At 75.0% G+C, this 19,982-nt stretch carries 17 protein-coding genes and 1 pseudogene; 11 read left to right on the forward strand and 7 right to left on the reverse strand.

Annotated elements, in window-relative coordinates; genetic code table 11:
- Window positions 1–220 precede the first annotated feature (220 nt).
- From AB0L34_RS16665 to AB0L34_RS16690, 6 genes are all read right to left on the reverse strand, one after another.
- Entirely contained in the window at window positions 221–1,399 is a 1,179-nt protein-coding gene (locus AB0L34_RS16665; protein WP_350709467.1) for a MarP family serine protease, read from the reverse strand.
- Window positions 1,400–1,462: 63 nt separating this feature from the next.
- The gene (locus AB0L34_RS16670) at window positions 1,463–2,155 is read right to left on the reverse strand and encodes a CoA pyrophosphatase (protein ID WP_363705339.1); all 693 of its coding nucleotides are present in this window, start codon (window positions 2,153–2,155) and stop codon (window positions 1,463–1,465) included.
- Window positions 2,152–2,778 (reverse strand): TlpA disulfide reductase family protein, encoded by a 627-nt coding sequence (locus AB0L34_RS16675; RefSeq protein ID WP_363705340.1) that lies wholly within the window; start codon window positions 2,776–2,778, stop codon window positions 2,152–2,154. The genes AB0L34_RS16670 and AB0L34_RS16675 overlap by 4 nt, the downstream gene beginning before the upstream one ends.
- A gap of 55 nt (window positions 2,779–2,833) precedes the next feature.
- Window positions 2,834–3,622, reverse strand: a complete 789-nt coding sequence (gene nth, locus AB0L34_RS16680; RefSeq protein ID WP_350709471.1) for an endonuclease III — start codon at window positions 3,620–3,622, stop codon at window positions 2,834–2,836.
- 60 nt (window positions 3,623–3,682) lie between these two features.
- Window positions 3,683–4,837 (reverse strand): CapA family protein, encoded by a 1,155-nt coding sequence (locus tag AB0L34_RS16685; RefSeq protein WP_363705341.1) that lies wholly within the window; start codon window positions 4,835–4,837, stop codon window positions 3,683–3,685.
- 56 nt (window positions 4,838–4,893) lie between these two features.
- Window positions 4,894–5,556, reverse strand: a complete 663-nt coding sequence (locus AB0L34_RS16690) for an adenosylcobinamide amidohydrolase (protein ID WP_363705342.1) — start codon at window positions 5,554–5,556, stop codon at window positions 4,894–4,896.
- Window positions 5,557–5,773: 217 nt separating this feature from the next.
- On the opposite strand from AB0L34_RS16690, the gene AB0L34_RS16695 reads away from it, so the two are divergent.
- The 9 genes and pseudogenes from AB0L34_RS16695 to AB0L34_RS16735 all read left to right on the forward strand — a co-directional run bounded on the left by AB0L34_RS16695 (window position 5,774) and on the right by AB0L34_RS16735 (window position 16,947).
- Complete coding sequence (locus AB0L34_RS16695) at window positions 5,774–6,451, forward strand: Crp/Fnr family transcriptional regulator (protein ID WP_089003062.1); 678 nt, start codon at window positions 5,774–5,776, stop codon at window positions 6,449–6,451.
- A 187-nt stretch (window positions 6,452–6,638) separates the two neighbouring features.
- On the forward strand, window positions 6,639–7,382 hold the full coding sequence (locus tag AB0L34_RS16700; protein ID WP_363705343.1) for a metallophosphoesterase family protein: 744 nt from the start codon (window positions 6,639–6,641) through the stop codon (window positions 7,380–7,382).
- A 68-nt stretch (window positions 7,383–7,450) separates the two neighbouring features.
- Window positions 7,451–8,056, forward strand: a complete 606-nt coding sequence (locus AB0L34_RS16705) for a TetR/AcrR family transcriptional regulator (RefSeq protein WP_363705344.1) — start codon at window positions 7,451–7,453, stop codon at window positions 8,054–8,056.
- 38 nt (window positions 8,057–8,094) lie between these two features.
- Window positions 8,095–8,859: pseudogene (locus AB0L34_RS16710) on the forward strand (TIGR03084 family metal-binding protein); the annotation flags it as partial.
- A gap of 128 nt (window positions 8,860–8,987) precedes the next feature.
- Complete coding sequence (locus tag AB0L34_RS16715) at window positions 8,988–10,766, forward strand: acyclic terpene utilization AtuA family protein (RefSeq protein ID WP_363705345.1); 1,779 nt, start codon at window positions 8,988–8,990, stop codon at window positions 10,764–10,766.
- Window positions 10,763–11,902 carry an acyl-CoA dehydrogenase family protein gene (locus AB0L34_RS16720; protein WP_363705346.1) on the forward strand — a complete coding sequence of 380 codons (1,140 nt, stop codon included), beginning with the start codon at window positions 10,763–10,765 and terminating at the stop codon, window positions 11,900–11,902. The genes AB0L34_RS16715 and AB0L34_RS16720 overlap by 4 nt, the downstream gene beginning before the upstream one ends.
- 55 nt (window positions 11,903–11,957) lie before the next feature.
- Window positions 11,958–13,559 carry a carboxyl transferase domain-containing protein gene (locus tag AB0L34_RS16725; protein WP_363705347.1) on the forward strand — a complete coding sequence of 534 codons (1,602 nt, stop codon included), beginning with the start codon at window positions 11,958–11,960 and terminating at the stop codon, window positions 13,557–13,559.
- A gap of 71 nt (window positions 13,560–13,630) precedes the next feature.
- On the forward strand, window positions 13,631–15,766 hold the full coding sequence (locus AB0L34_RS16730) for a biotin carboxylase N-terminal domain-containing protein (protein ID WP_363705348.1): 2,136 nt from the start codon (window positions 13,631–13,633) through the stop codon (window positions 15,764–15,766).
- Between the two features lie 17 nt (window positions 15,767–15,783).
- Complete coding sequence (locus AB0L34_RS16735) at window positions 15,784–16,947, forward strand: acyl-CoA dehydrogenase (protein ID WP_363705349.1); 1,164 nt, start codon at window positions 15,784–15,786, stop codon at window positions 16,945–16,947.
- A gap of 41 nt (window positions 16,948–16,988) precedes the next feature.
- Here AB0L34_RS16735 and AB0L34_RS16740 read toward each other — a convergent pair whose 3' ends face one another.
- On the reverse strand, window positions 16,989–17,111 hold the full coding sequence (locus AB0L34_RS16740; protein ID WP_363705350.1) for a hypothetical protein: 123 nt from the start codon (window positions 17,109–17,111) through the stop codon (window positions 16,989–16,991).
- 499 nt (window positions 17,112–17,610) lie between these two features.
- Between AB0L34_RS16740 and rsgA the strand changes: the two genes are divergently transcribed.
- Together rsgA and AB0L34_RS16750 are read left to right on the forward strand one after the other, a co-directional pair.
- Complete coding sequence (gene rsgA, locus AB0L34_RS16745; RefSeq protein WP_363705351.1) at window positions 17,611–18,648, forward strand: ribosome small subunit-dependent GTPase A; 1,038 nt, start codon at window positions 17,611–17,613, stop codon at window positions 18,646–18,648.
- Window positions 18,645–19,976, forward strand: coding sequence for a bifunctional class I SAM-dependent methyltransferase/N-acetyltransferase (locus tag AB0L34_RS16750; protein ID WP_363705352.1), 1,332 nt, complete (start codon window positions 18,645–18,647; stop codon window positions 19,974–19,976). The genes rsgA and AB0L34_RS16750 overlap by 4 nt, the downstream gene beginning before the upstream one ends.
- Window positions 19,977–19,982 lie beyond the last annotated feature (6 nt).

The raw sequence follows: 19,982 nt of genomic DNA on the forward strand, positions 1-19,982 counted from the left end.
GGCGCGGACCGCCCGGGGCGGCCGGCAGAGCCCGGCCCAGCGGGCGCCGACCGCCGGGAACGGCCGTCAGGGCATGGACCGGCGCGCACCGGGCGCCCGGGACCGCCGTCGGAACCCGGGCCGGCGGGCGGTGTGGCACCGCGCTGACGGGTCTCCGCGCCGACGCCGACCGGGGAAGCACGCGACTGCCTCCCGTCGCCCCCCGCGACCAGGGGAGCGGTCAGGTGCACTCGCCGGTGCCGACGGCGCGGGTGCGCTCGGCGCCGGCCAGGGCGACCGGGCGGGCCTCGGCCGCGGTCACCGCGAACCCGGTGTTCGGATCGTCGGCCGCCGCCGCGAAGATCACCCCGAGGACCAGCCCGTTCGACGAGACCAGCGGGCCGCCGGAGTTGCCGCTCTGCACGAGCGCCCGGATCGTGTAGATCTCCCGGGTCACGTTGCCGGCGGAGTAGATGTCCGGCCCGGTGATCCGGTCGACGTCCCGGACCCGCGCCGACTGGGCGTTGTACGGCCCGTCGAGCGGGAAGCCCAGCACGATGGCGTCCGCGCCGCTACCCGCGTTGCCGGCGGCGAAGCGCATCGAGGGGCCGGGCAGCCCGGGCACGTGCAGCACGGCCAGGTCCCGGTCGGGGTCGTAGACGACCACCTTGCTGTCGTACCGGTCGCCGTTCAGCTCGACGACCGTGGAGCGGGTGCCGGCGACGACGTGCGCGTTGGTCATGACCCGGTCGTCCGCGTAGACGAAACCGGAGCCCTCGATGCGGCGCGAGCAGCTCGGGGCGGAGCCGAGCACCTTGACGACCGACCGCTGGCTGTTGACCACCACCTGCGAGCCGGCGAGCGCCGGGTCGGGCGGGGACACCTGCCGGGCGCGGGTGGGCGCCAGGTCGCCGAAGACGTCGGGGAAGCCGTTGGTGTCGACGGTGTCCCGCAGCGCCGTGGAGAGCTGCTGCGCCTGGTCCGGCAGGACCCGGTCCACCACGGTGAGCAGCGCGCTGTTGCGGACCGAGGAGGCCAGCCAGGGCAGCGACGACGAGCCCAGCGGCACCGCGACGAGCCAGGCGACCAGCAGCACGGCGAAGAGCGAGACGAACGCCCCGCCGACGTCGTCGGCCCGCCTGCCCACGTCGCTGGTGATCACCTTGCGCAGGTGGGAACCGACCCAGCCGGCGAGCGCCTGGCCGACCACCGCCAGCCCGAAGACCGCCACCAGGGAGATCAGTACGCGGGTGCCGCTGTCGACGAACTGCTGCGCCAGCAGCGGCCCGACCTGGAGACCCACCAGCGCGCCCAGGAAGAAGCCGCTGAACGACAGCACCCCGATGACGAAGCCCTGGCGGTATCCGCTGATCGCGAACACGAGCATGAGCAGCAGCAGTACGAGATCCACGGCGGACACGCGTCAAGCGTACGGGCACCCGGCCCGCGGAATGACCATCGCGTGCGGAAGGTGACCGTCCGTTCAGCGCACCGGAGTCTCGTCCACCGCGTCCGTGCCGGCCGAGGGCGCCGGGGTGGCCCCGGTCGGCGGCAGGTCGACGACCCGGTCGCGCGGCCACGGGCGGGCCCAGCCGCCCATCTCCAGCAGGGCGGCCAGGACCCCGGCGGTGAAGCCCCAGACGAGCATCCCGCGCGCCGAGAACGCCGGGCCGATCCAGCCGCTCGGGTGGCGTACGCGCATCCGGTTCTCCGGGTCGACCAGCTCGCTGACGGGCAGCCGGGCCACGTGCGCCACCTCGGCCGGCTCCCGGGGGTGCACCGGGTGCGGGGCGTGCCACCAGGCGAGCACGGGGGTGACCACGAAGTCGCTGACCGGGATCCAGAGCTTCGGCAGCTCCGCCAGGACGGTGACGCTGGCCGGGTCGAGGCCGACCTCCTCGTTGGCCTCGCGCAGCGCGGTCGCCAGGGCGTCCGCGTCCTCCGGGTCGGCCGCGCCGCCGGGAAAGGCCGGCTGGCCGGCGTGGTTGCGCAGGGTGGCCGCCCGCTGGAGGATCAGCACGTCCGGGCCGGTGCCGGGCTCCTCGCCGAGCAGCACCAGCACGGCGCTCTCCCGCCCGCCGGTCTCCGGGGTGGCCAGCCTGGTGAAGTCCTCGCTGCGCGCACTGCCGAGCCGGGCGAGCAGCGGGTCGAGCCAGCCCGGCGGCTGTCGGCTCACGCCGGCACCGTCAGGCCGAGGTGCTGCCGGACCAGTTCCGCCAGGCGGGCGTCGTCGAGCGTGCCGGAGGAGTCGACGTGCCGGACGTTGCCCTGCCCGTCGACGAAGACGGTCAGGGGGATGGCCTTGCGCCTCAGCTCCTGCTTCAACCGCTCGCCCCGGTCGACCAGCACCGGGAAACGGATCCCGAAGTCCTCGCCGATGGCCTGGGCACCCTCGCGGCTGTCCCCGCTGTTCACCCCGATCACCCGGAGCTGGCCGGCGGCCCGGTCGCTGAGCCGCTGGAAGGCGGGCAGCTCGTCGCGGCAGGGCGGGCACCAGGACGCCCAGACGTTGACCACGGCCGGGCCGCGCAGCTCCCGGAGGGCGACCGGCGCGCCGCCGGTGAAGCAGTCCAGCGTCAGGTCGGGCAACGCCTGCCCCGCACCCCCGGACGCCGACGCCGGGGCGCCGGACGCGGGCGGGGTGCCGAGCGCCGAGCAGTCCTGGAACGGCGACGGCCGGTTCGCGGCGGCCTCCTGCCGGCCGGTCGGGCCGCTCTCCTCCTCGGTGCCGTTGCCGGCGGTGCACCCGCCCACCGCCAGCAGCACGGGCACGAGCAGGGCGGCGAGTCGGCGGTTCATCGGTTCACCCTGGTCCGTGACTGCGGGGCTCGCAACACCGGCTCACTCCTCGCGCTCACGGTGCCTCCGCCACGACGGCCTGGACGGGCACCAGCTCCGGGTCGACCCCGGCGGCCACCGCCAGGTCCCGGGCGCGGGGGCCCTTGAGCAGCCGCGCGGCCGCCGCCGGCTCGGTCGGCCCGGTGCCGTACGACGGGCAGAGCTTCGCCAGCGTGCACGCGCCGCAGGCCGGCTTGCGGGCGTGGCAGACCCGCCGGCCGTGGAAGATCACCCGGTGCGACAGCATGGTCCAGTCCCGCCGGGGGAAGAGCGCCCCGATCGCGTGCTCGATCTTCACCGGGTCAGTCTCGGCGGTCAGCCGCCAGCGCTGCACCAGCCGCCCGAAGTGGGTGTCGACGGTGATCCCGGGCACACCGAAGGCGTTGCCGAGGATGACGTTGGCGGTCTTGCGGCCGACGCCGGGCAGCGTCACCAGGTCGACGAGCTTGCCGGGGACCCGGCCGTCGTACCGCTCGACGAGGGCCTGGCCGAGCTTGATCAGGGAGTCGGTCTTGTTGCGGTAGAAACCGGTGGGCCGGATCAGCTCCTCCATCTCCGTCCGGTCCGCCCCGGCGTAGTCGGCGGCGGTCGGGTAGCGGGCGAAGAGCTTCGGGGTGACCTCGTTGACCTTCTTGTCCGTGCACTGCGCGGAGAGGATCGTCGCGACGGCCAGCTCCAGGGGGCTGGAGTGGTCGAGTTCACAGTGCGCGTCGGGGTGGGTCTCGGTCAGCGCCCGGCCGATCCGCCGGGCGCGGCGCGTACGCCCGAGGTCGGTCTCGGTGAAGCCGGAGGAGCTGGTGGTCACGCCGGCCAGCCTACGTCGCCGGTGTGACCGGACGCCGGGGCCACGCGCCGCGCCGCCCGGTCAGCCGCCCTGCGGCGGGCTGATCGCCCCGGAGTCGTCGAACCGGGCGCCGGTCTCCGGGAAGTCGCTGCGGGTGAGCTGCTTCACGAGGCCCAGGCCGCGGTCGTCGCCGTCCATCGTCGGCTTGCCGGCGGAGTTCATGTACGTCGAGACGAACGAGCCCCCGGCCCAGCTGCCGTCCGGCTTCAGCGACACCTTGAGCACCCCGCCCCAGCCGAGCCGGCCGGTGTTGCTCAGCGAGTTGCCCCCGCCGGCGAAGTTGCCCAGGCTGTACGCGATCAGCCGGCCCTTGTAGAACTCCATGCCGCGCAGCACGTGCGGGCCGTGCCCGACGATCAGGTCCGCCCCGGCGTCGATCATCGCCTTGGAGAACTTGACGGGGTCGCCCCGGTTCTCGCCGAGGAACATCTCGGTGCCCGGCCGCACCCGGGTCTTGTCGGCCCCCTCGCCGCCCATGTGCACCTGCACCACGACCACGTCGGCCTGGCCGGCCGCCTTGGCGATCACCTGCTTCGCCTCGGCGATGTCGACGAGGCTGTTGGACCAGACGTACGACGAGAAGCCGGCGACCGCGACCTTGACCCCCTTGACGTCGACCACGGTGATCTGGTCGGGCGCCCCGGTGTGCGCGAGGTCGTACTTCTCCAGCGCCTTCTGGGTGTTCTCGTAGCCCTTCGGGCCGTAGTCGTAGCCGTGGTTGTTGGCCTGGTTGAGCAGGTCGAAGCCGGCGTCGCGCAGGTGCGCCGCGTAGTCCGGCGGGGCACGGAACTGGAAGCAGCGGGTCGAGTTCGGGCCGCACTTGCCGGTGCCGGTGTCGACGGTCAGCGGCTCCTCCAGGTTGCCCATCACCAGGTCGGCGGCGAGCGCCTTCTCGACCGAGTCGAAGAAGCCCTTGCCACCGTTGGCGGGCAGCCGGTTCGGCGCGTTGCCCATGATGATGTCGCCGGTCGCGGAGAGCGAGATCGCCTGCTCCGCGGGCTTCGCGGGCTGGCTGGACCGGACCGGGGCGCCGGTGCCGCCGGCACCCGCGCCGGGCTGCCAGACGGGGTCACCCCCGGACCCGGGCTGGCCGCAACCGGCGGCGAGCAGGACGGTGAGCAGCGCGCCCAGGGCGAGCGCGACCCGGCGGGGCGGAGGGGAGGCGGCAGCGTACATCGAGCGCGACCCTATCGGGTAGGCAACGCCGGGACGAGACCCGATCGGACGGATGTTCAGCCGGTCGGCCGATCGGACCACGGGACCACGGTGCCCGCCCCGCCGGCCGTCACGGCGGCGTACACGGCCCGGGCCAGCGGGGCTCCCCAGGTGGAGCGCGGTCCGCCGTACGCCGACTCCGGGCCGTCGAGCGGGCACAGCACGGTGACGGCGTCGGTGGGGGTGCCGGTGCCCGGCACGCCCAGCTCCGCGATCGCCTGCGCCTTCGCCTCGGTGGCGGTCGCCACCGCGTTGACCAGGGCGGCGTCACCGAGCCGGGCCGGGACGTACACCACGATGTTGACCGTGCCGACCCGCTGGCCGGGCGCCGCCGGGGCGGGCTCGGCCGCCCAGACCGGGGTGCCCAGGCCGACGGTGGCCCAGACCCGCACCCCGGTGTCCGTCCGGGCGACCACCTCGGCGACGTCCACCCCGGTCAGCAGGCCCACCCCGGGCCCGTCGAGGTCGAGCCCGCGGGCCAGTCCGGCCAGGTGGTCGGCCGGGTCGTCCCGGTCGTACGACATGGGTACGGTCGCGTTGACGACCCAGCGCCGGACGCCGATCCCGCCGCCCAGCGGCGCGGAACTCACCGCGCGCAGCGGGCGGTCGGCGCGCCAGACCAGCAGCGGGACGTCCCGACCGTCCTCCCGACGGGCGGTCAGCACGGGTTCGCTCAGCACGCGGTGACCCTACGACCCGGCGCCCGCCGGCCCGCCGGCACCCGGGACGGGCGCGCGATCTTACTGCTTGATCACGTCGGGCGGGTTACGCCCAACGATCAAGATTCCAGGGGTGCACCTCTGATTCCAGCTCACGTGCGCCTAGACTGGCGACGCGCGAGGGATCAGCGGACGGCGGACCCGGCCGACGGACGGCACGCGCAGGTGGAGGTGCGCGATGGACGAGGTACTGGCCCGCAGCGGGATCTTCCAGGGCGTCGACCCGGAGGCTGCCGAGGCGCTCGCCAAGGAGATGGAGACGCTCGAGGTCCGCAAGGGCGAGATCGTCTTCAACGAGGGCGAGCCCGGCGACAGTCTCTACATCCTGCTGTCCGGCAAGATCAAGGTGGGTCGCCGGGCGGCCGACGGCCGGCAGAACCTGATCGCCGTGATGGGCCCGTCGGACATGGTGGGCGAGCTGTCGCTCTTCGACCCCGGCCCGCGTACGGCGACGGCCACCGCGGTCACCGACACCCGGCTGGTGCGGCTGCGCAAGCAGGCCCTGCGCCCGTGGCTGAACAACCGGCCGGAGATCGCCGAGCAGCTGCTGCGGGTGCTCGCCCGCCGGCTGCGGCGGACGAACGACTCGCTGGCCGACCTGATCTTCACCGACGTGCCCGGTCGCGTCGCCAAGAACCTGCTCCAGATGGCCGGCCGCTTCGGCACCCGCGACGGCGGCGTGCTCCGGGTGACCCACGACCTCACCCAGGAGGAGATCGCCCAGCTCGTCGGCGCCTCCCGGGAGACCGTCAACAAGGCGCTGGCCGACTTCGCCTCGCGCGGGTGGCTGCGCCTGGACGGCAAGAGCATCATCATCCTCGACCCGGAGCGCCTGGCCCGCCGCGCCCGCGTCTGACGCCGCCGGGGCCGGGGTCCACCCCGGCCGCCTCGGCACCACCGGTCCGGACCGCACACCCGCGGCCGGGCCGGTTCGCGTTCGGGCCCCGCGGCCACCGGAACCCCGACTGCTCGTCTGCCCGGCTGCCGGTCTGCCGGGGGCAGAATCGCTGGACTCCGGCCGGGTCGGTGGGCATGGTGGAGCGATGCTGGACCGCGTCGCCGTTCTCTCCGACATCCACGGGGTGCTGCCCGCGCTGGAGGCCGTGCTGGCCGAGCCGGACGTCGCCGCCGCCGACCTGATCGTGCTCACCGGCGACATCGCCGCCGGACCGCAGCCGGTCGAGGTGCTCGACCTGCTCGCCGGCCTCGGCGACCGGGTCTGCTGGGTGCGCGGCAACGCCGACCGCGAGCTGGTCGAGGCGCGCGCGGGCCGCAAGTCGCCGGTCGACGTCTCGAACTGGGCCGCCGAGCAGCTCCGCGCCGACCACCTCGCCCGGCTGGCGGCGTTGCCGATGACGGTGACCCTGGAGGTCGCCGGCCTGGGTCCGGTGCTCTTCTGCCACGCCACGCCCCGCGACGACGAGGAGGTCGTGCTCGTCGACTCCCGGATGGAGCGCTGGGCGGAGGTGCTCGCCGGGGTGCCGACCGAGGTGGGGACGGTGGTCTGCGGCCACACCCACATGCCGTTCACCCGGCTGGCCGACCGGCGGCTGATCGTCAACCCGGGCAGCGTCGGGATGCCCTACGGCGGCCCCGGCGCCTTCTGGGCGCTGCTCGGGCCCGGCGTGCACCTGCGCCGCACCCGTTTCGACGTGGACGCCGCCTGCGCCCGGGTGGCAGCCGAGTCGGGCTTCCCCGACGCCGCCGAGTGGGCGGACGAGTACCTGCGTTCCCGACACAGCGACGCCGACGCGCTGGCGGTGTTCGCCCCGCGCGACGGCCGCTGAGCCGGCAGCCGGCCGGCCCCGAAAAAGTCAGTCTTGACTGTTTGTTTCGGTGGCGGCACGCTGTCCCCGTGTCCATCGCATCGATCCGCGTCCCTCAACAGGAGCGCAGCCGCGCCACCCGGACCCGGCTGCTGGAGGCGACCGTCGAGTGCCTGGTGGAGCACGGTTGGGCAGGCACCACCACCACCGTCGTCGCGGCCCGCGCCGGCGTCTCGCGCGGTGCCCAGCTCCACCACTACCCCACCAAGGCCGCGCTGGTCACCGCCGCCGTCGCGCACCTGACCGAACGCCGGGCCGAGGAGCTGCGCACCGAGGCCGAGGCGCTGCCGCCCGGCCCGCAGCGCCTCGACCGGGTGATCGACCTGCTCGGCGCGGCCTTCACCGGCCCGCTCTTCGTCGCCGCCCTCGAGCTGTGGGTCGCCGCGCGCACCGACCGGGAGCTGCGCGAGGCGCTGGTGCCGCTGGAGGCCCGGGTCGGCCGCGAGATGCACCGGCTCACCGTCGCGCTGCTCGACGTGGACGAGCGCCGCCCGGGCGTACGCGAGGCGGTGCAGGCGACGCTGGACCTGCTCCGCGGACTGGGCGTGGCCAACCTGCTCAGCGACGACTCGTCCCGCCGCACGGCCCTGCTGCACACCTGGAAGCGCCAGCTCGCCACCCTGCTCGCGCCCTGACCGCCACCCTGACCGGCCCGTCCCGCACCGGAGGCACCATGGTCGACCTGAAGGAGCTGCTCGCGGATCTGGCCGACGAGGCCGAGCAACTGGACGGCCTGGCGGACGGCCTGTCGCCGGGCGACTGGGCGCGGCCCACCCCGGCGCCCGGCTGGAGCATCGGGCACCAGATCGCCCACCTCGCCTGGACCGACCAGGTGGCGCTGCTCGCCGCCACCGACCCCGAGGCGTTCTTCGCGTCCGTGGCCGCCGCCCCCGACCCGGCCCGGCTCGTCGACGCCGGCGCGGAGGAGCTCCTCGCCCCGCCGGCCGAGCTGCTGCCCCGCTGGCGTGCCGGCCGGGCAGCGCTCGCCGCCGCGCTGGCGGGCGTACCGGAGGGCGGGAAGCTGCCCTGGTTCGGCACCCGGATGTCGCCCGCCTCGATGGCCACCGCCCGGATCATGGAGACCTGGGCGCACGGCACGGACGTGGCGGACGCGCTCGGCGTCACCCGCCCCGCCACGACCCGGCTGCGGCACGTCGCGCACCTCGGCTTCCGCACCCTCGGGCACAGCTTCGCCGCCCACGGCCGGCCGGCGCCGGCGGCGCCGGTGCGGGTCGAGCTGGCCGCGCCCGACGGCGGCACCTGGACGTACGGGCCGGCCGAGGCCGCCGACCGGGTCACCGGCCCGGCGCTCGACTTCTGCCTGCTGGTCACCCAGCGACGGCACCGCGCCGACCTGGCCCTGGCGGCGACCGGCCCGGTCGCCGACGAGTGGCTGGAAGTCGCGCAGGCCTTCGCCGGTCCGCCCGGCCCCGGCCGCCCGCCACAGGCCGCCGCAGCCGGCGCGACCGGAACGGCGGCCGACACCGGCGAAGCGGCCGGCACTGGCACGGCGACGGGTGGGGCCGGTGCGGGGACGGGCAGGGCCGACGCGGGCCGGGTGCCGGCGTGAGCGACGTGCTGCGCGTCGGCAACGCCTCCGGCTTCTACGGGGACCGGTTCAGCGCCTGGCGGGAGATGCTCGACGGCGGCGAACTCGACGTGCTGACCGGCGACTACCTGGCCGAGCTGACCATGCTGATCCTCGGCCGGGACCGGCTGCGCGACCCGTCCCTCGGCTACGCGAAGACCTTCCTCCGCCAGCTCGAGGGGTGCCTCGGCACCGCCCTGGACCGGGGCGTGCGGATCGTCACCAACGCCGGCGGGCTGAACCCGGCCGGCCTGGCCGCCGCGATCGGATCGCTCGCCGACCGGCTCGGCCGGACCGTGCGCGTCGGCCACGTCGAGGGCGACACCCTTCCGCGCCCGGACGCGCTGACGGCCAACGCCTACCTCGGGGCGTACGGCATCGCCGCCTGCCTGGACGGCGGGGCCGACGTGGTGGTCACGGGCCGGGTCACCGACGCGTCCCTGGTGGTCGGGCCGGCCATCGCCCGGTTCGGCTGGGGGCGCGACGACCTGGACGCGCTGGCCGGGGCGACCGTCGCCGGCCACCTCGTCGAGTGCGGGGCGCAGGTGACCGGGGGGAACTTCAGCTTCTTCACCGAGCTGCCCGACGGCGGGCGCCGCCCCGGCTTCCCGGTCGCCGAGCTGCACCCGGACGGCTCCTGCGTGCTCACCAAGCACCCCGGCACCGGCGGCGCGGTCACCGTGGAGACCGTCACCGCGCAACTGCTGTACGAGGTCGGCGGGCCGGCCTACCTCGGGCCGGACGTCGTGGCCCGGCTCGACACGGTCGAGCTGAGCGCCGCCGGGCCGGACCGGGTGCGGGTGAGCGGCGTCCGGGGCGCCCCGCCGCCGGACACCCTCAAGGTGGGCGTCACCAACCTCGGCGGCTTCCGCAACTCGATGACCTTCGTCCTCTGCGGGCTCGACATCCCCGCCAAGGCGGCCCTGGTCCGGGGCCAAATCGAGGAGGCGGTCGGCACGGAGGGGCTGGAGTTCACCCTGGCCCGCACCGACCACCCCGACGCCACCGGCACCGAGGCCGCGAGCGCGCTGCTGCACGTACACCTGCGGGACGGCGACAGGGCGCGGGCCGGGCGGGCCTTCTCGGCGGCCGCGGTGGAACTGGCCCTGGCCTCCTACCCGGGCTGCACGCTGACCACGCCGCCCGGCGACGCAGCGCCCTACGGGGTGTTCACCGCCGACACCGTGCCGCAGGACGCGGTGCCGCACGTCGCGGTGCTGCCCTCCGGGGAGCGGCTGCCCGTCCCGCCGCCGCCCCGCACCGCCGGCGCGCCCGGCGGGCCGGCGCCCGCCGCCGACCCGCCCCCGACCGTGTCGGCCGACCCGGCAGCGGCCGGTGACCGACGCGCGGCCGACCCGGCGCGGCGCGCCGCGCCGCCCGACCGGCCGACCCGGCGCGCGCCGCTCGGCGAGCTGGTCGGGGCCCGCTCCGGCGACAAGGGCGGCGACGCCAACCTCGGCGTCTGGGCCCGCACCGACGCGACGTGGTCGTGGCTGCGCGGCTGGCTCACCGACGCCCGCCTGCGCGAGCTGCTGCCGGAGACCGCCCCGCTGGCCGTGGAGCGGTACGAGCTGCCGAACCTGCGGGCGGTCAACTTCGTCGTCCGGGGGCTGCTCGGGCAGGGGGTGGCCGCCTCCACCCGGTTCGACCCGCAGGCCAAGGCGCTCGGCGAACTGCTCCGCTCCCGGGTCGTCGACCTGCCGGCGGACCTCGCGCCCGGGGCGGCCGGCACGACCACCACCCGGGAGGGACCGTGACCATCGTCGACACCCCGGAACGGCGGCAGCTCCGGGAGCTGACCCGCGCCTTCGTCACGCGGGAGGTGCTGCCGCACCTCGACGACTGGGAGCGGGCCGGCGAGGTGCCCCGCTCGCTGCACGAGACCGCCGCGAAGATCGGCCTGCTCGGCGTCGGTTTCCCGGAGGCTGTCGGCGGCAGCGGCGGCGACCTGCTCGACTCGATCATCGTCACCGAGGAGGTGATCCGCTCCGGCGGCTCGTCGGGGCTGGTCGCCGCGCTGTTCACCCACGGCATCGCGCTGCCGCACCTGGTGGCCTCCGGTGACGGCGAGCTGATCGACCGGTACGTCCGGCCGACGCTGGCCGGGACGATGATCGGCGCGCTGGCGATCACCGAGCCGGACGGCGGCTCGGACGTGGCGGCCGTCCGCACCTGCGCGCGGCGGGACGGCGACCACTACGTGGTCAACGGGTCGAAGACCTACATCACCAGCGGGGTCCGCTCCGACTTCGTCACCACCGCCGTCTGCACCGACTTCCCCGGATCCGGCTCGCTCAGCCTGCTCGTGATCGAGAAGGGCACCCCGGGTTTCACCGTGGGCCGACGGCTGGAGAAGCTGGGCTGGCACTGCTCGGACACGGCCGAGCTGTCCTTCGTGGACGTGCGGGTGCCGGTCACCAACCGGATCGGCCCCGAGGACACCGCCTTCCTGGCGATCATGCAGAACTTCGCCAGCGAGCGGCTGTCGCTGGCGACCCAGGCGTACGCGACCGCGCAGCGCTGCGTCGAGCTGGCCGCCCGCTGGTGCCGGGACCGGTCCACGTTCGGCCGTCCCCTGGCGAGCCGGCAGCTCGTCCGGCACCGGCTGGCCGAGATGCACACCCGCAGCGAGGCGGCGCGGGCGTACGTGCACCAGGTGGCGGCGCGGGTGGCGGCCGGCGAGCCGGTGGTGACCGAGGTGGCGATGGCGAAGAACGTCGCCGTGGCGGCCTGCGCCGAGGTGGTCGACCAGGCGCTCCAGTTGCACGGCGGCTACGGCTACCTGCGCGACGCCGAGGTGGAGCGGCACTACCGGGACTCGCGGATCCTCGGCATCGGCGGCGGCACCACCGAGATCATGAACGAGATCATCGCGAAGGGCATGGGCCTGTGAGTGCGAGGAGTGAGCCGGGTCTGCGAGCCCCGCAGTCACGAACGAAGAAGGCTCCGTGACGACGCTGCGGAGCGCGGTCGACCCGTCCTCGCCCGGCCACCGGGCCAACCGCGAGGCCCTGCTGGAGCGCCTCGCCGAACTGGAGGCCGCCCTCGACCAGGCCCGGGCCGGCGGCGGGGAGAAGTACGTGACCCGCCACCACCGGCGGGGCAAACTGCTGCCCCGGGAACGGATCGAGCTGCTGCTCGACCGGGACAGCCCGTTCCTGGAGCTGTCCCCGGTGGCGGCGTACGGCACCGACTTCCCCGTCGGGGCGAGCGTGGTGACCGGCATCGGGGTGGTCGAGGGCGTCGAGTGCCTCGTCGTCGCGAACGACCCGACGGTACGCGGCGGCGCGGTGAACCCGTGGTCGCTGGCCAAGACCCGCCGGGCCGGCGAGATCGCCCTGGCCAACCGGCTGCCGATGGTGAACCTGGTCGAGTCGGCCGGCGCCGACCTGCCCACCCAGGCGGAGATCTTCATCCCGGGCGGCCGGGTGTTCCGCGACCTGACCCGGCTCTCGGCGGCGAAGATCCCCACGGTCAGCGTGGTCTTCGGCAACGCGACCGCCGGGGGCGCGTACGTGCCGGGGATGTCCGACCACGTGATCATGATCCGGGACCGGTCGCAGGTCTACCTGGCCGGGCCGCCGCTGGTGAAGATGGCCACCGGCGAGGTCACCGACGACGAGTCCCTCGGCGGGGCGGCCATGCACGCCACCACGTCCGGCCTGGCCGACTTCCTCGCCGCCGACGAGCGGGACGGCATCCGGCTGGCCCGGCAGTGCGTACGCCGGCTCAACTGGCGCAAGCAGGGGCCACCGCCACGCGACCCGTTCCCCCAGCCGCCCAGGTACGACCCGGAGGAACTGCTCGGCATCGCCAGCGCCGACCTGAAGGTGCCGTTCGATCCGCGCGAGGTGCTGGCCCGGGTGCTCGACGGCAGCGAGTTCGACGAGTTCAAGCCGGCCTACGGCACCGCCCTGGTGACCGGCTGGGGCGAGCTGCACGGCTACCCCGTCGGGGTGCTGGCCAACGCCCGGGGCGTGCTGTTCAGCGAGGAGGCGCAGAAGGCGGCGCAGTTCATCCAGCTCGCCAACGCCGCCGACACCCCGCTGGTCTTCCTCCAGAACACCACCGGCTACATGGTGGGCACCGAGTACGAGCAGCGCGGCATCATCAAGCACGGCGCGCTCATGATCAACGCGGTGTCGAACTCGACCGTGCCGCACCTGACGGTCAACCTCGGCGCCTCCTACGGGGCCGGCAACTACGGCATGTGCGGCCGGGCGTACGAGCCACGGTTCCTGTTCACCTGGCCGAACGCCAGGTCGGCGGTGATGGGGCCGGCGCAGCTCGCCGGCGTGCTGTCCATCGTGGCCCGGCAGGCCGCCGCCGCCAGGGGGCGCGACTACGACGAGGACTCCGACGCCGCGATGCGGATGATGGTCGAGCAGCAGATCGAGTCCCAGTCCGGCGCGCTCTTCCTCTCCGGCCGGCTCTACGACGACGGGGTGATCGACCCCCGGGACACCCGTACCGTCCTCGGGCTCTGCCTGTCGGCGATCCACAACGCACCGGTGCGGGGCGCCGACGGCTTCGGCGTCTTCCGGATGTGATCTCCCGTGAGCGCGAGGAAGGCGACGGAGCGGAGTCCCGCGGCCGCGAACGAAAGGCAGGCACCGCGCGAATGATCACCCGACTCCTCGTGGCCAACCGGGGCGAGATCGCCCGCCGGGTCTTCGCCACCTGCCGGGCGCTCGGCATCGGGACGGTGGCCGTGCACTCCGACGCCGACGCCGACGCGCCGTTCGTCGCCGAGGCCGACCACACCGTCCGGCTGCCCGGGAACACGCCCGCCGAGACGTACCTGCGGATCGACCTGATCCTCGACGCGGCCCGCCGGGCCGGCGCGGACGCGGTCCACCCCGGCTACGGCTTCCTCGCCGAGAACGCCGAGTTCGCCACGGCGGTCACCGACGCGGGGCTGACCTGGGTGGGCCCGCCGGCCAAGGCGATCGCCGCGATGGGCGACAAGGTGGCGGCGAAGGCGCTGCTCGCCGAGGCGGGCGTGCCGATGCTCCCCACCTGGACCGACGCCGACGGGATCACCGACTTCCCGGTGCTGGTGAAGGCGTCGGCCGGCGGCGGCGGGCGCGGCATGCGTGTCGTCCGCGACGCCGCCGGGTTGGCCGAGGCCGTCGCCTCCGCGCGCCGCGAGGCGGCGGCGGCGTTCGGCGACGGCACGGTCTTCGTCGAGCGGTACGTCGAGCGGGGCCGGCACGTCGAGGTGCAGATCTTCGGCGACACGCACGGAACGGTGGTCGCCCTCGGCGTGCGGGACTGCTCGATCCAGCGCCGCCACCAGAAGATCGTCGAGGAGGCCCCCGGAGTCGTTCCCGCCGAGGTGCGGCAGCGGCTGCACGAGGCGGCGACGGCCGCCGGCCGGGCGGTCGACTACGTCGGCGCCGGCACGGTCGAGTTCCTGCTCGCGCCCGACGGGGAGATCTACTTCCTGGAGATGAACACCCGCCTCCAGGTCGAGCACCCGGTCACCGAGCTGACCACCGGCCTGGACCTGGTCCGGCTGCAACTGCTCGTCGCCGAGGGCGAACCGCTGCCGGTGGCGGCGACCCCGCCGGCACAGGGCCACGCGATCGAGGTGCGCCTCTGCGCCGAGGACCCCGCACAGGGGTACCGGCCGGCGACCGGCACCCTGCACCGGTTCGCCCTGCCCGGCGTGGCGGCCGAGTTCGGGCCGCTGGCCGGGCCGGGCCTGCGGCTGGACTCGGGCGTGGTCGACGGCTCGGTGGTGGGCGTCCACTACGACTCCATGCTCGCCAAGGTGATCGCGTGGGCGCCCACCCGCGCCGAGGCGGCCCGGACGCTGGCCGGTGCGCTGGCCCGCGCCGAGTTGCACGGGGTGGTCACCAACCGGGACCTGCTGGTCCGCGTCCTGCGCAGCCGGGAGTTCGCCGCCGTCGACGTCGACACCGGTTTCCTGGACCGGCACCCCGAGGTCTTCGCCCCGCTGCTGCCCGCCGATCAGCTCCCCCTGGTCGCGCTGGCGGCGGCCCTCGCCTCGGCCGCCGCCCGCCGCGCCTCGGCTCCGGTGCTGGCCGGGCTCCCCTCGGGCTGGCGCAACGTGCCGGCGTTCCCGCAGTTCACCCGCTTCACCGGCCCGGACGGCGAGATCGAGGTCCGCTACCGCCTGGACCGCTCGGGCGGCCTCGCCGAGTGGTCGGTGTCGCCGAACGCCGGCGCGACCGCCCGTGCGGACGGACCGGCCCCCGACGGACCGGCCCCCGACGGACCGGCCCCCGACGGACCGGCCCCGGACGGAGCGACTTCGGCGGACGGGCCGACGTCGAACGGGCCGGCCCCGGACGGAGCGGCTTCGCCGAGCGGACCGACCCCCGACGGCGGAACGACGCCGGTGGTGGGCCTGGTCGATGCCGCCCCCGACCGGGTGGTGCTCGACGTCGACGGGGTACGGCGCGCGTACCGCGTACGCCGGGCCGGGTCGGCGGTCTTCGTGGACGGCCCGGACGGGGCGGCGGCCCTGGTCGAGCTGCCGCGCTTCGCAGGGCCCGCCGCGGAGCGGGCGGCCGGGTCGCTGGTCGCGCCGCTGCCCGGCGCGGTGACCCGGCTGCACGTCGAGGTCGGCCAGCGGGTGGCGGCCGGCGACCTGCTGCTGACGCTGGAGGCGATGAAGCTCGAACACCCCGTGCTCGCCCCGACCGACGGCGTGGTCGCCGAGCTGCCGGTGCCCGCCGGCGGGCAGGTCGACACGGGCACCGTGCTGGCCGTGGTCGACCCCGAGTGATCCTGGAGGGCCCCGCGATGAACTTCGACCTGACCCCCGAGCAGGAGCAGCTCCGCGACGCGGTCCGCGCGCTGGGCCGGCGGTATGGCCACGACTACTTCGTCACCAAGGCCAAGGCCGGCGAGCACACCACCGAGCTGTGGAACGAGGCCGGTCGCCTGGGCTACCTGGGGGTCAACATCCCCACCGAGTATGGCGGCGGCGGGGGCGGAATCACCGAGCTGGCCATCGTCTGCGAGGAGCTGGCGGCGGCCGGCTGCCCGCTGCTGCTGCTCGTGGTCTCCCCCGCCATCGCCGCCACGGTGATCGCCAGGCACGGCACCGAGGAGCAGCGCAGGCGCTACCTTCCCGGCTTCGCCGACGGCTCGCTGAAGGTGGTCTTCGCGATCACCGAGCCGGAGGCCGGCTCGAACTTCCACCGGCTCGGCACGGTGGCCCGCCGCGACGGCGACGACTGGCTGGTCTCCGGGCGCAAGTGCTACATCTCGGGCGTCGACGAGGCGGCGTACGTGCTGGTCGTGGCGCGGACCGAGGAGGCGGCCACGGGGCGGCTGAAGCCGGCGTTGTTCATGGTGCCGACCGACGCGCCGGGGCTGACCCGGTCCAGGCTCGACATGGAGATCGTGTCCCCGGAGAACCAGTTCCTGCTCTACCTCGACGACGTGCGGGTGCCCGCCGACGCGCTGGTCGGCGAGTCGCTGGACGCCGGCCTGCCGGCGCTCTTCGCCGGGCTCAATCCGGAGCGGATCACGGTCGCCGCGATGGGCGCCGGCACCGGCCGGTACGCCATCGAGCGGGCCAGCGAGTACACGGCCACCCGCAAGGTCTGGGGCGGCCGGAGCATCGGCTCGCACCAGGGCGTCGCGCACCCGCTGGCGCACGCGGCCGTGCAGGTCGAGCTGGCCCGGCTCATGATCCATAAGGCGGCCACCCTCTACGACGCCGGCCGCGACCTGGAGGCCGGGGTGGCCGGCAACATGGCCAAGTACGCGGCCGGGGAGGCCGCGGCGCTGGCCGTCGACACCGCCGTCCAGGTGCACGGCGGGGCCGGCATGACCACCGAGTACGGGGTGGCGACCCTGCTCGGCGCGGTGCGCGCGGGGCGGATCGCCCCGGTCAGCCGCGAGATGATCCTCAATTTCGTCGCCCAGCACGTCCTCGGCCAGGACAAGTCGTACTGACGGCGGACCCGGCTATCCGGCCAGGGCGACAGCGGCGCCGGTCACCGCGATGCCGGGTCGCGGTCCGGCGGGGATCCGACGGTCAGGACGCTGGGGCGGCCCATGTCCCGCCCCTGGTGCACGGTGCCGGTCGCGGGCGGCACATGGGCCACCTCGTTGAGCACGGCGAACATCTCGCCCGCGTCGTCCCGCTCGAAGGCGGCCCGTTAGCGGGCGAGCAGCGCCTCGATCGATTCACCGGCCCCGAACAGCGGCGGTTCGAAGACGGCCAGCGAGCGCAGCCGGCCCGGCTCGGCTGCCACGTCGAGGGCAACGCCACCGGACGCGACACCGCGCCACGGCCGCGCACCCGGGGTCGGCGCCCCGGGGCGAAAAGGTGCGCCAGCCAACTGGTCGGCCGTGGTAGCGTTCGACCCGACAGCGCTGCGACATCGGATCGCATGGGAGAGAGGGGGGTGAGGTTGATGACCGCGAAGGCGGCTGCTGCTGCGTGCAGCGCCCGGACCAACCTCGCGTCCCGGGCCTCGGCCTGACCCAGCTGATCTCCCCGTTCGACGGGATGTTCGATCCCGACCGGGTTACGCCGGTGTCTGTCGGGGCCCCTCTTCCGAAGGGTCTCTTCCGTTGTCATTGCCATCTTCCGCGCCGATCCCGTCCTCGAACGTGCTGCGTTCGTACGGCTGGGACGGGGCACACGAACACGCCTTCGCCGCGCACCGGGCCGCCGGGTTGCGGCCCGCCCGCGTCGTCCTGGTCGACCGCGGCCTGGCCACGGTGGTCACCGCCGCCGGCCCGGTGCGCGCCACCTGGTCGGCCCATTCCGGCCCGCCCCCGTGCACCGGGGACTGGGCCGCCGTCACCACCGCCGCGCAGCCCGAGTTGGCCGCGTTGCTGCCCCGCCGCACCGCCATCGTCCGGGCCGCCGCCTCGCGCACCTCCCGCCCGCAGGTCCTGGCCGCGAACGTCGACACGGTCGTCGTCGTGGAGTCCCTCGCCACCCCCATACCCGCTGGCCGGATCGAGCGCATGCTCGCGCTCGCCTGGGACAGCGGGGCGCTCCCGGTCGTCGTCCTGACCAAGGCCGACCTCGCCGGGCGCGACCCCGCCGAGGCACGTGAGGAGGTCGCCGCGCTGGCCCTCGGCGTCGACGTCCTGGTCACCAGCATCGCCACGGGCGAGGGTCTGGACATCCTCGCCGCGGCGCTGACCGGGACGATCGTGCTGCTGGGGCCCTCGGGCGCGGGCAAGTCCTCGCTCGGCAACGCCCTGCTCGGCGCCGAAGCGCTGACCACCGGGGCGGTCCGCGCCGGCGACGGCAAGGGCCGGCACACCACCGTCCACCGCGAACTGCTCCCACTGCCGAACGGCGGCGTGCTCATCGACACCCCCGGTCTGCGCGCGGTCGGCCTGCACGACACCGAGGACGGCCTCCAGCAGGTCTTCGCCGAGATCGAGGAGCTCGCCCGCGACTGCCGGTTCGCCGACTGCCGGCACACGAGCGAGCCCGGTTGCGCGGTACGCGCGGCGATCGAGGCGGGCACCCTCGCGCCGCGCCGGCTGGACAGCTACCGCAGACTCCAGCGGGAATCCGATTGGGCGGCCTCCCGGAACGACGCACGCCTGCGCGCGGAACGGGAGAACCAGCGCAAGGCGATCACCCGCCACCTCCGGGCGACCTACCACTTCCGGGGGCAGTCGTGACCGCCCGCCCCACCGAGACGACGCCGACCCCGCGGTACGCCTCGACCGAGGAGGCGTTCTTCGCGCTCCACGACGGTCTGCCCCGGCAGGGCCCGGGGTCCGAGGCGACCACCCGCCGTCTCCTGGCGTTGGCGGCTCCGCTGCCGGAACGTCCCCGCGTGCTCGACCTCGGCTGCGGCACGGGACCCGCCGCCCTGCTGCTGGCGGCGGAGGCCGGCGCACAGGTGACCGCCGTGGACCTGCACCAGCCGTTCCTGGACGAACTCTCGGCCGTCGCCGCCGCGCGGCGGATCACCTCCGTCACGACCGCGCGGCTGTCCATGGATCAGCTGCCCTTCCCCGACCGGAGCTTCGACCTGGTCTGGGCGGAGGGTTCGGTCTACAACATCGGATTCGACGCCGCGCTGGCCAGTTGGCGACGCCTGATCGCTCCCGGCGGCGCGCTCGTCGTCACCGAGTGCGAGTGGGCCACCGACGCCCCCTCCGCCGAGGCCCGCGCCTTCTGGGACCGTCACTACCCGTTGCGGACCAGGGCGAGCAACGTCGCCGCGGCGGAGGCCGCCGGCTACACCGTGGCGGCCGTCCACGAGCTACCGGACGACGACTGGTTCGACGACTACTACACCCCGCTGGGTGAGCGCGCCGCGACCGCGCCCGCCGGGCCCGCAATGGCCGAGGCCGTGGCCGCCACGCGGGAAGAGATCGCCCTGCGTCGCGACCACGGCGGCGACTACCGCTACACCGGGTACGTCCTGCGTCCCGTCACCGAATCGCCGAGCACCCACACCCACGAGGAGTCGTACCCTGCCATGACCATCCGCAGCTGGCACACCCGGCCGGAAGCCGGACCGGACGACCGCGCCGCGATCCGCCGGATCAACCTGTCCGCGTTCCCCGGCCCGCTCGAGGCCGATCTGGTTGACGCGCTGCGCGAGGACCCGCAGGCGTGGTTGCCGTGGTCCTCGTGGCTCGCCGAGGACCCCGACGGCACCCCCGCCGGCTTCGCCCTGCTGACCCGATGCCACGTGGACGACGTACCGGCCCTGGCCCTCGGCCCGTGCGCGGTGTTGCCCGAACAGCAGCGCACGGGCGCCGGATCAGCGGCGATTCGGGCCGCTCTGGACGCCGGCCGGGCGGCGGGCGAACAACTCGTCCTCGTCCTCGGTCACGCGCCCTACTACCCCCGGTTCGGCTTCACGCCCGCCTCCCGGTACGGAATCCGGCCGCCGTTCGAGGTGCCGGACGAGAACATGATGGCGCTGGTACTCGACCCGGGCCGCCCGGTCCCGCGCGGAACCATCCGCTACGCGGCGGCCTTCGGCGTCTGACCCGCA

It is taken from the genome of Micromonospora sp. NPDC052213 (assembly GCF_040679695.1).
In the GTDB taxonomy this organism is placed as follows: domain Bacteria; phylum Actinomycetota; class Actinomycetes; order Mycobacteriales; family Micromonosporaceae; genus Micromonospora.

Bases quoted from the DNA above. Each gene is read 5' to 3' on its own strand.
- AB0L34_RS16730 (WP_363705348.1), top strand. From the start codon at position 13,631: ATGATCACCCGACTCCTCGTGGCCAACCGGGGCGAGATCGCCCGCCGG.
- AB0L34_RS16700 (WP_363705343.1), top strand. From the start codon at position 6,639: ATGCTGGACCGCGTCGCCGTTCTCTCCGACATCCACGGGGTGCTGCCC.
- AB0L34_RS16695 (WP_089003062.1), top strand. From the start codon at position 5,774: ATGGACGAGGTACTGGCCCGCAGCGGGATCTTCCAGGGCGTCGACCCG.
- AB0L34_RS16735 (WP_363705349.1), top strand. From the start codon at position 15,784: ATGAACTTCGACCTGACCCCCGAGCAGGAGCAGCTCCGCGACGCGGTC.
- AB0L34_RS16675 (WP_363705340.1), bottom strand. From the start codon at position 2,778: ATGAACCGCCGACTCGCCGCCCTGCTCGTGCCCGTGCTGCTGGCGGTG.
- AB0L34_RS16685 (WP_363705341.1), bottom strand. From the start codon at position 4,837: ATGTACGCTGCCGCCTCCCCTCCGCCCCGCCGGGTCGCGCTCGCCCTG.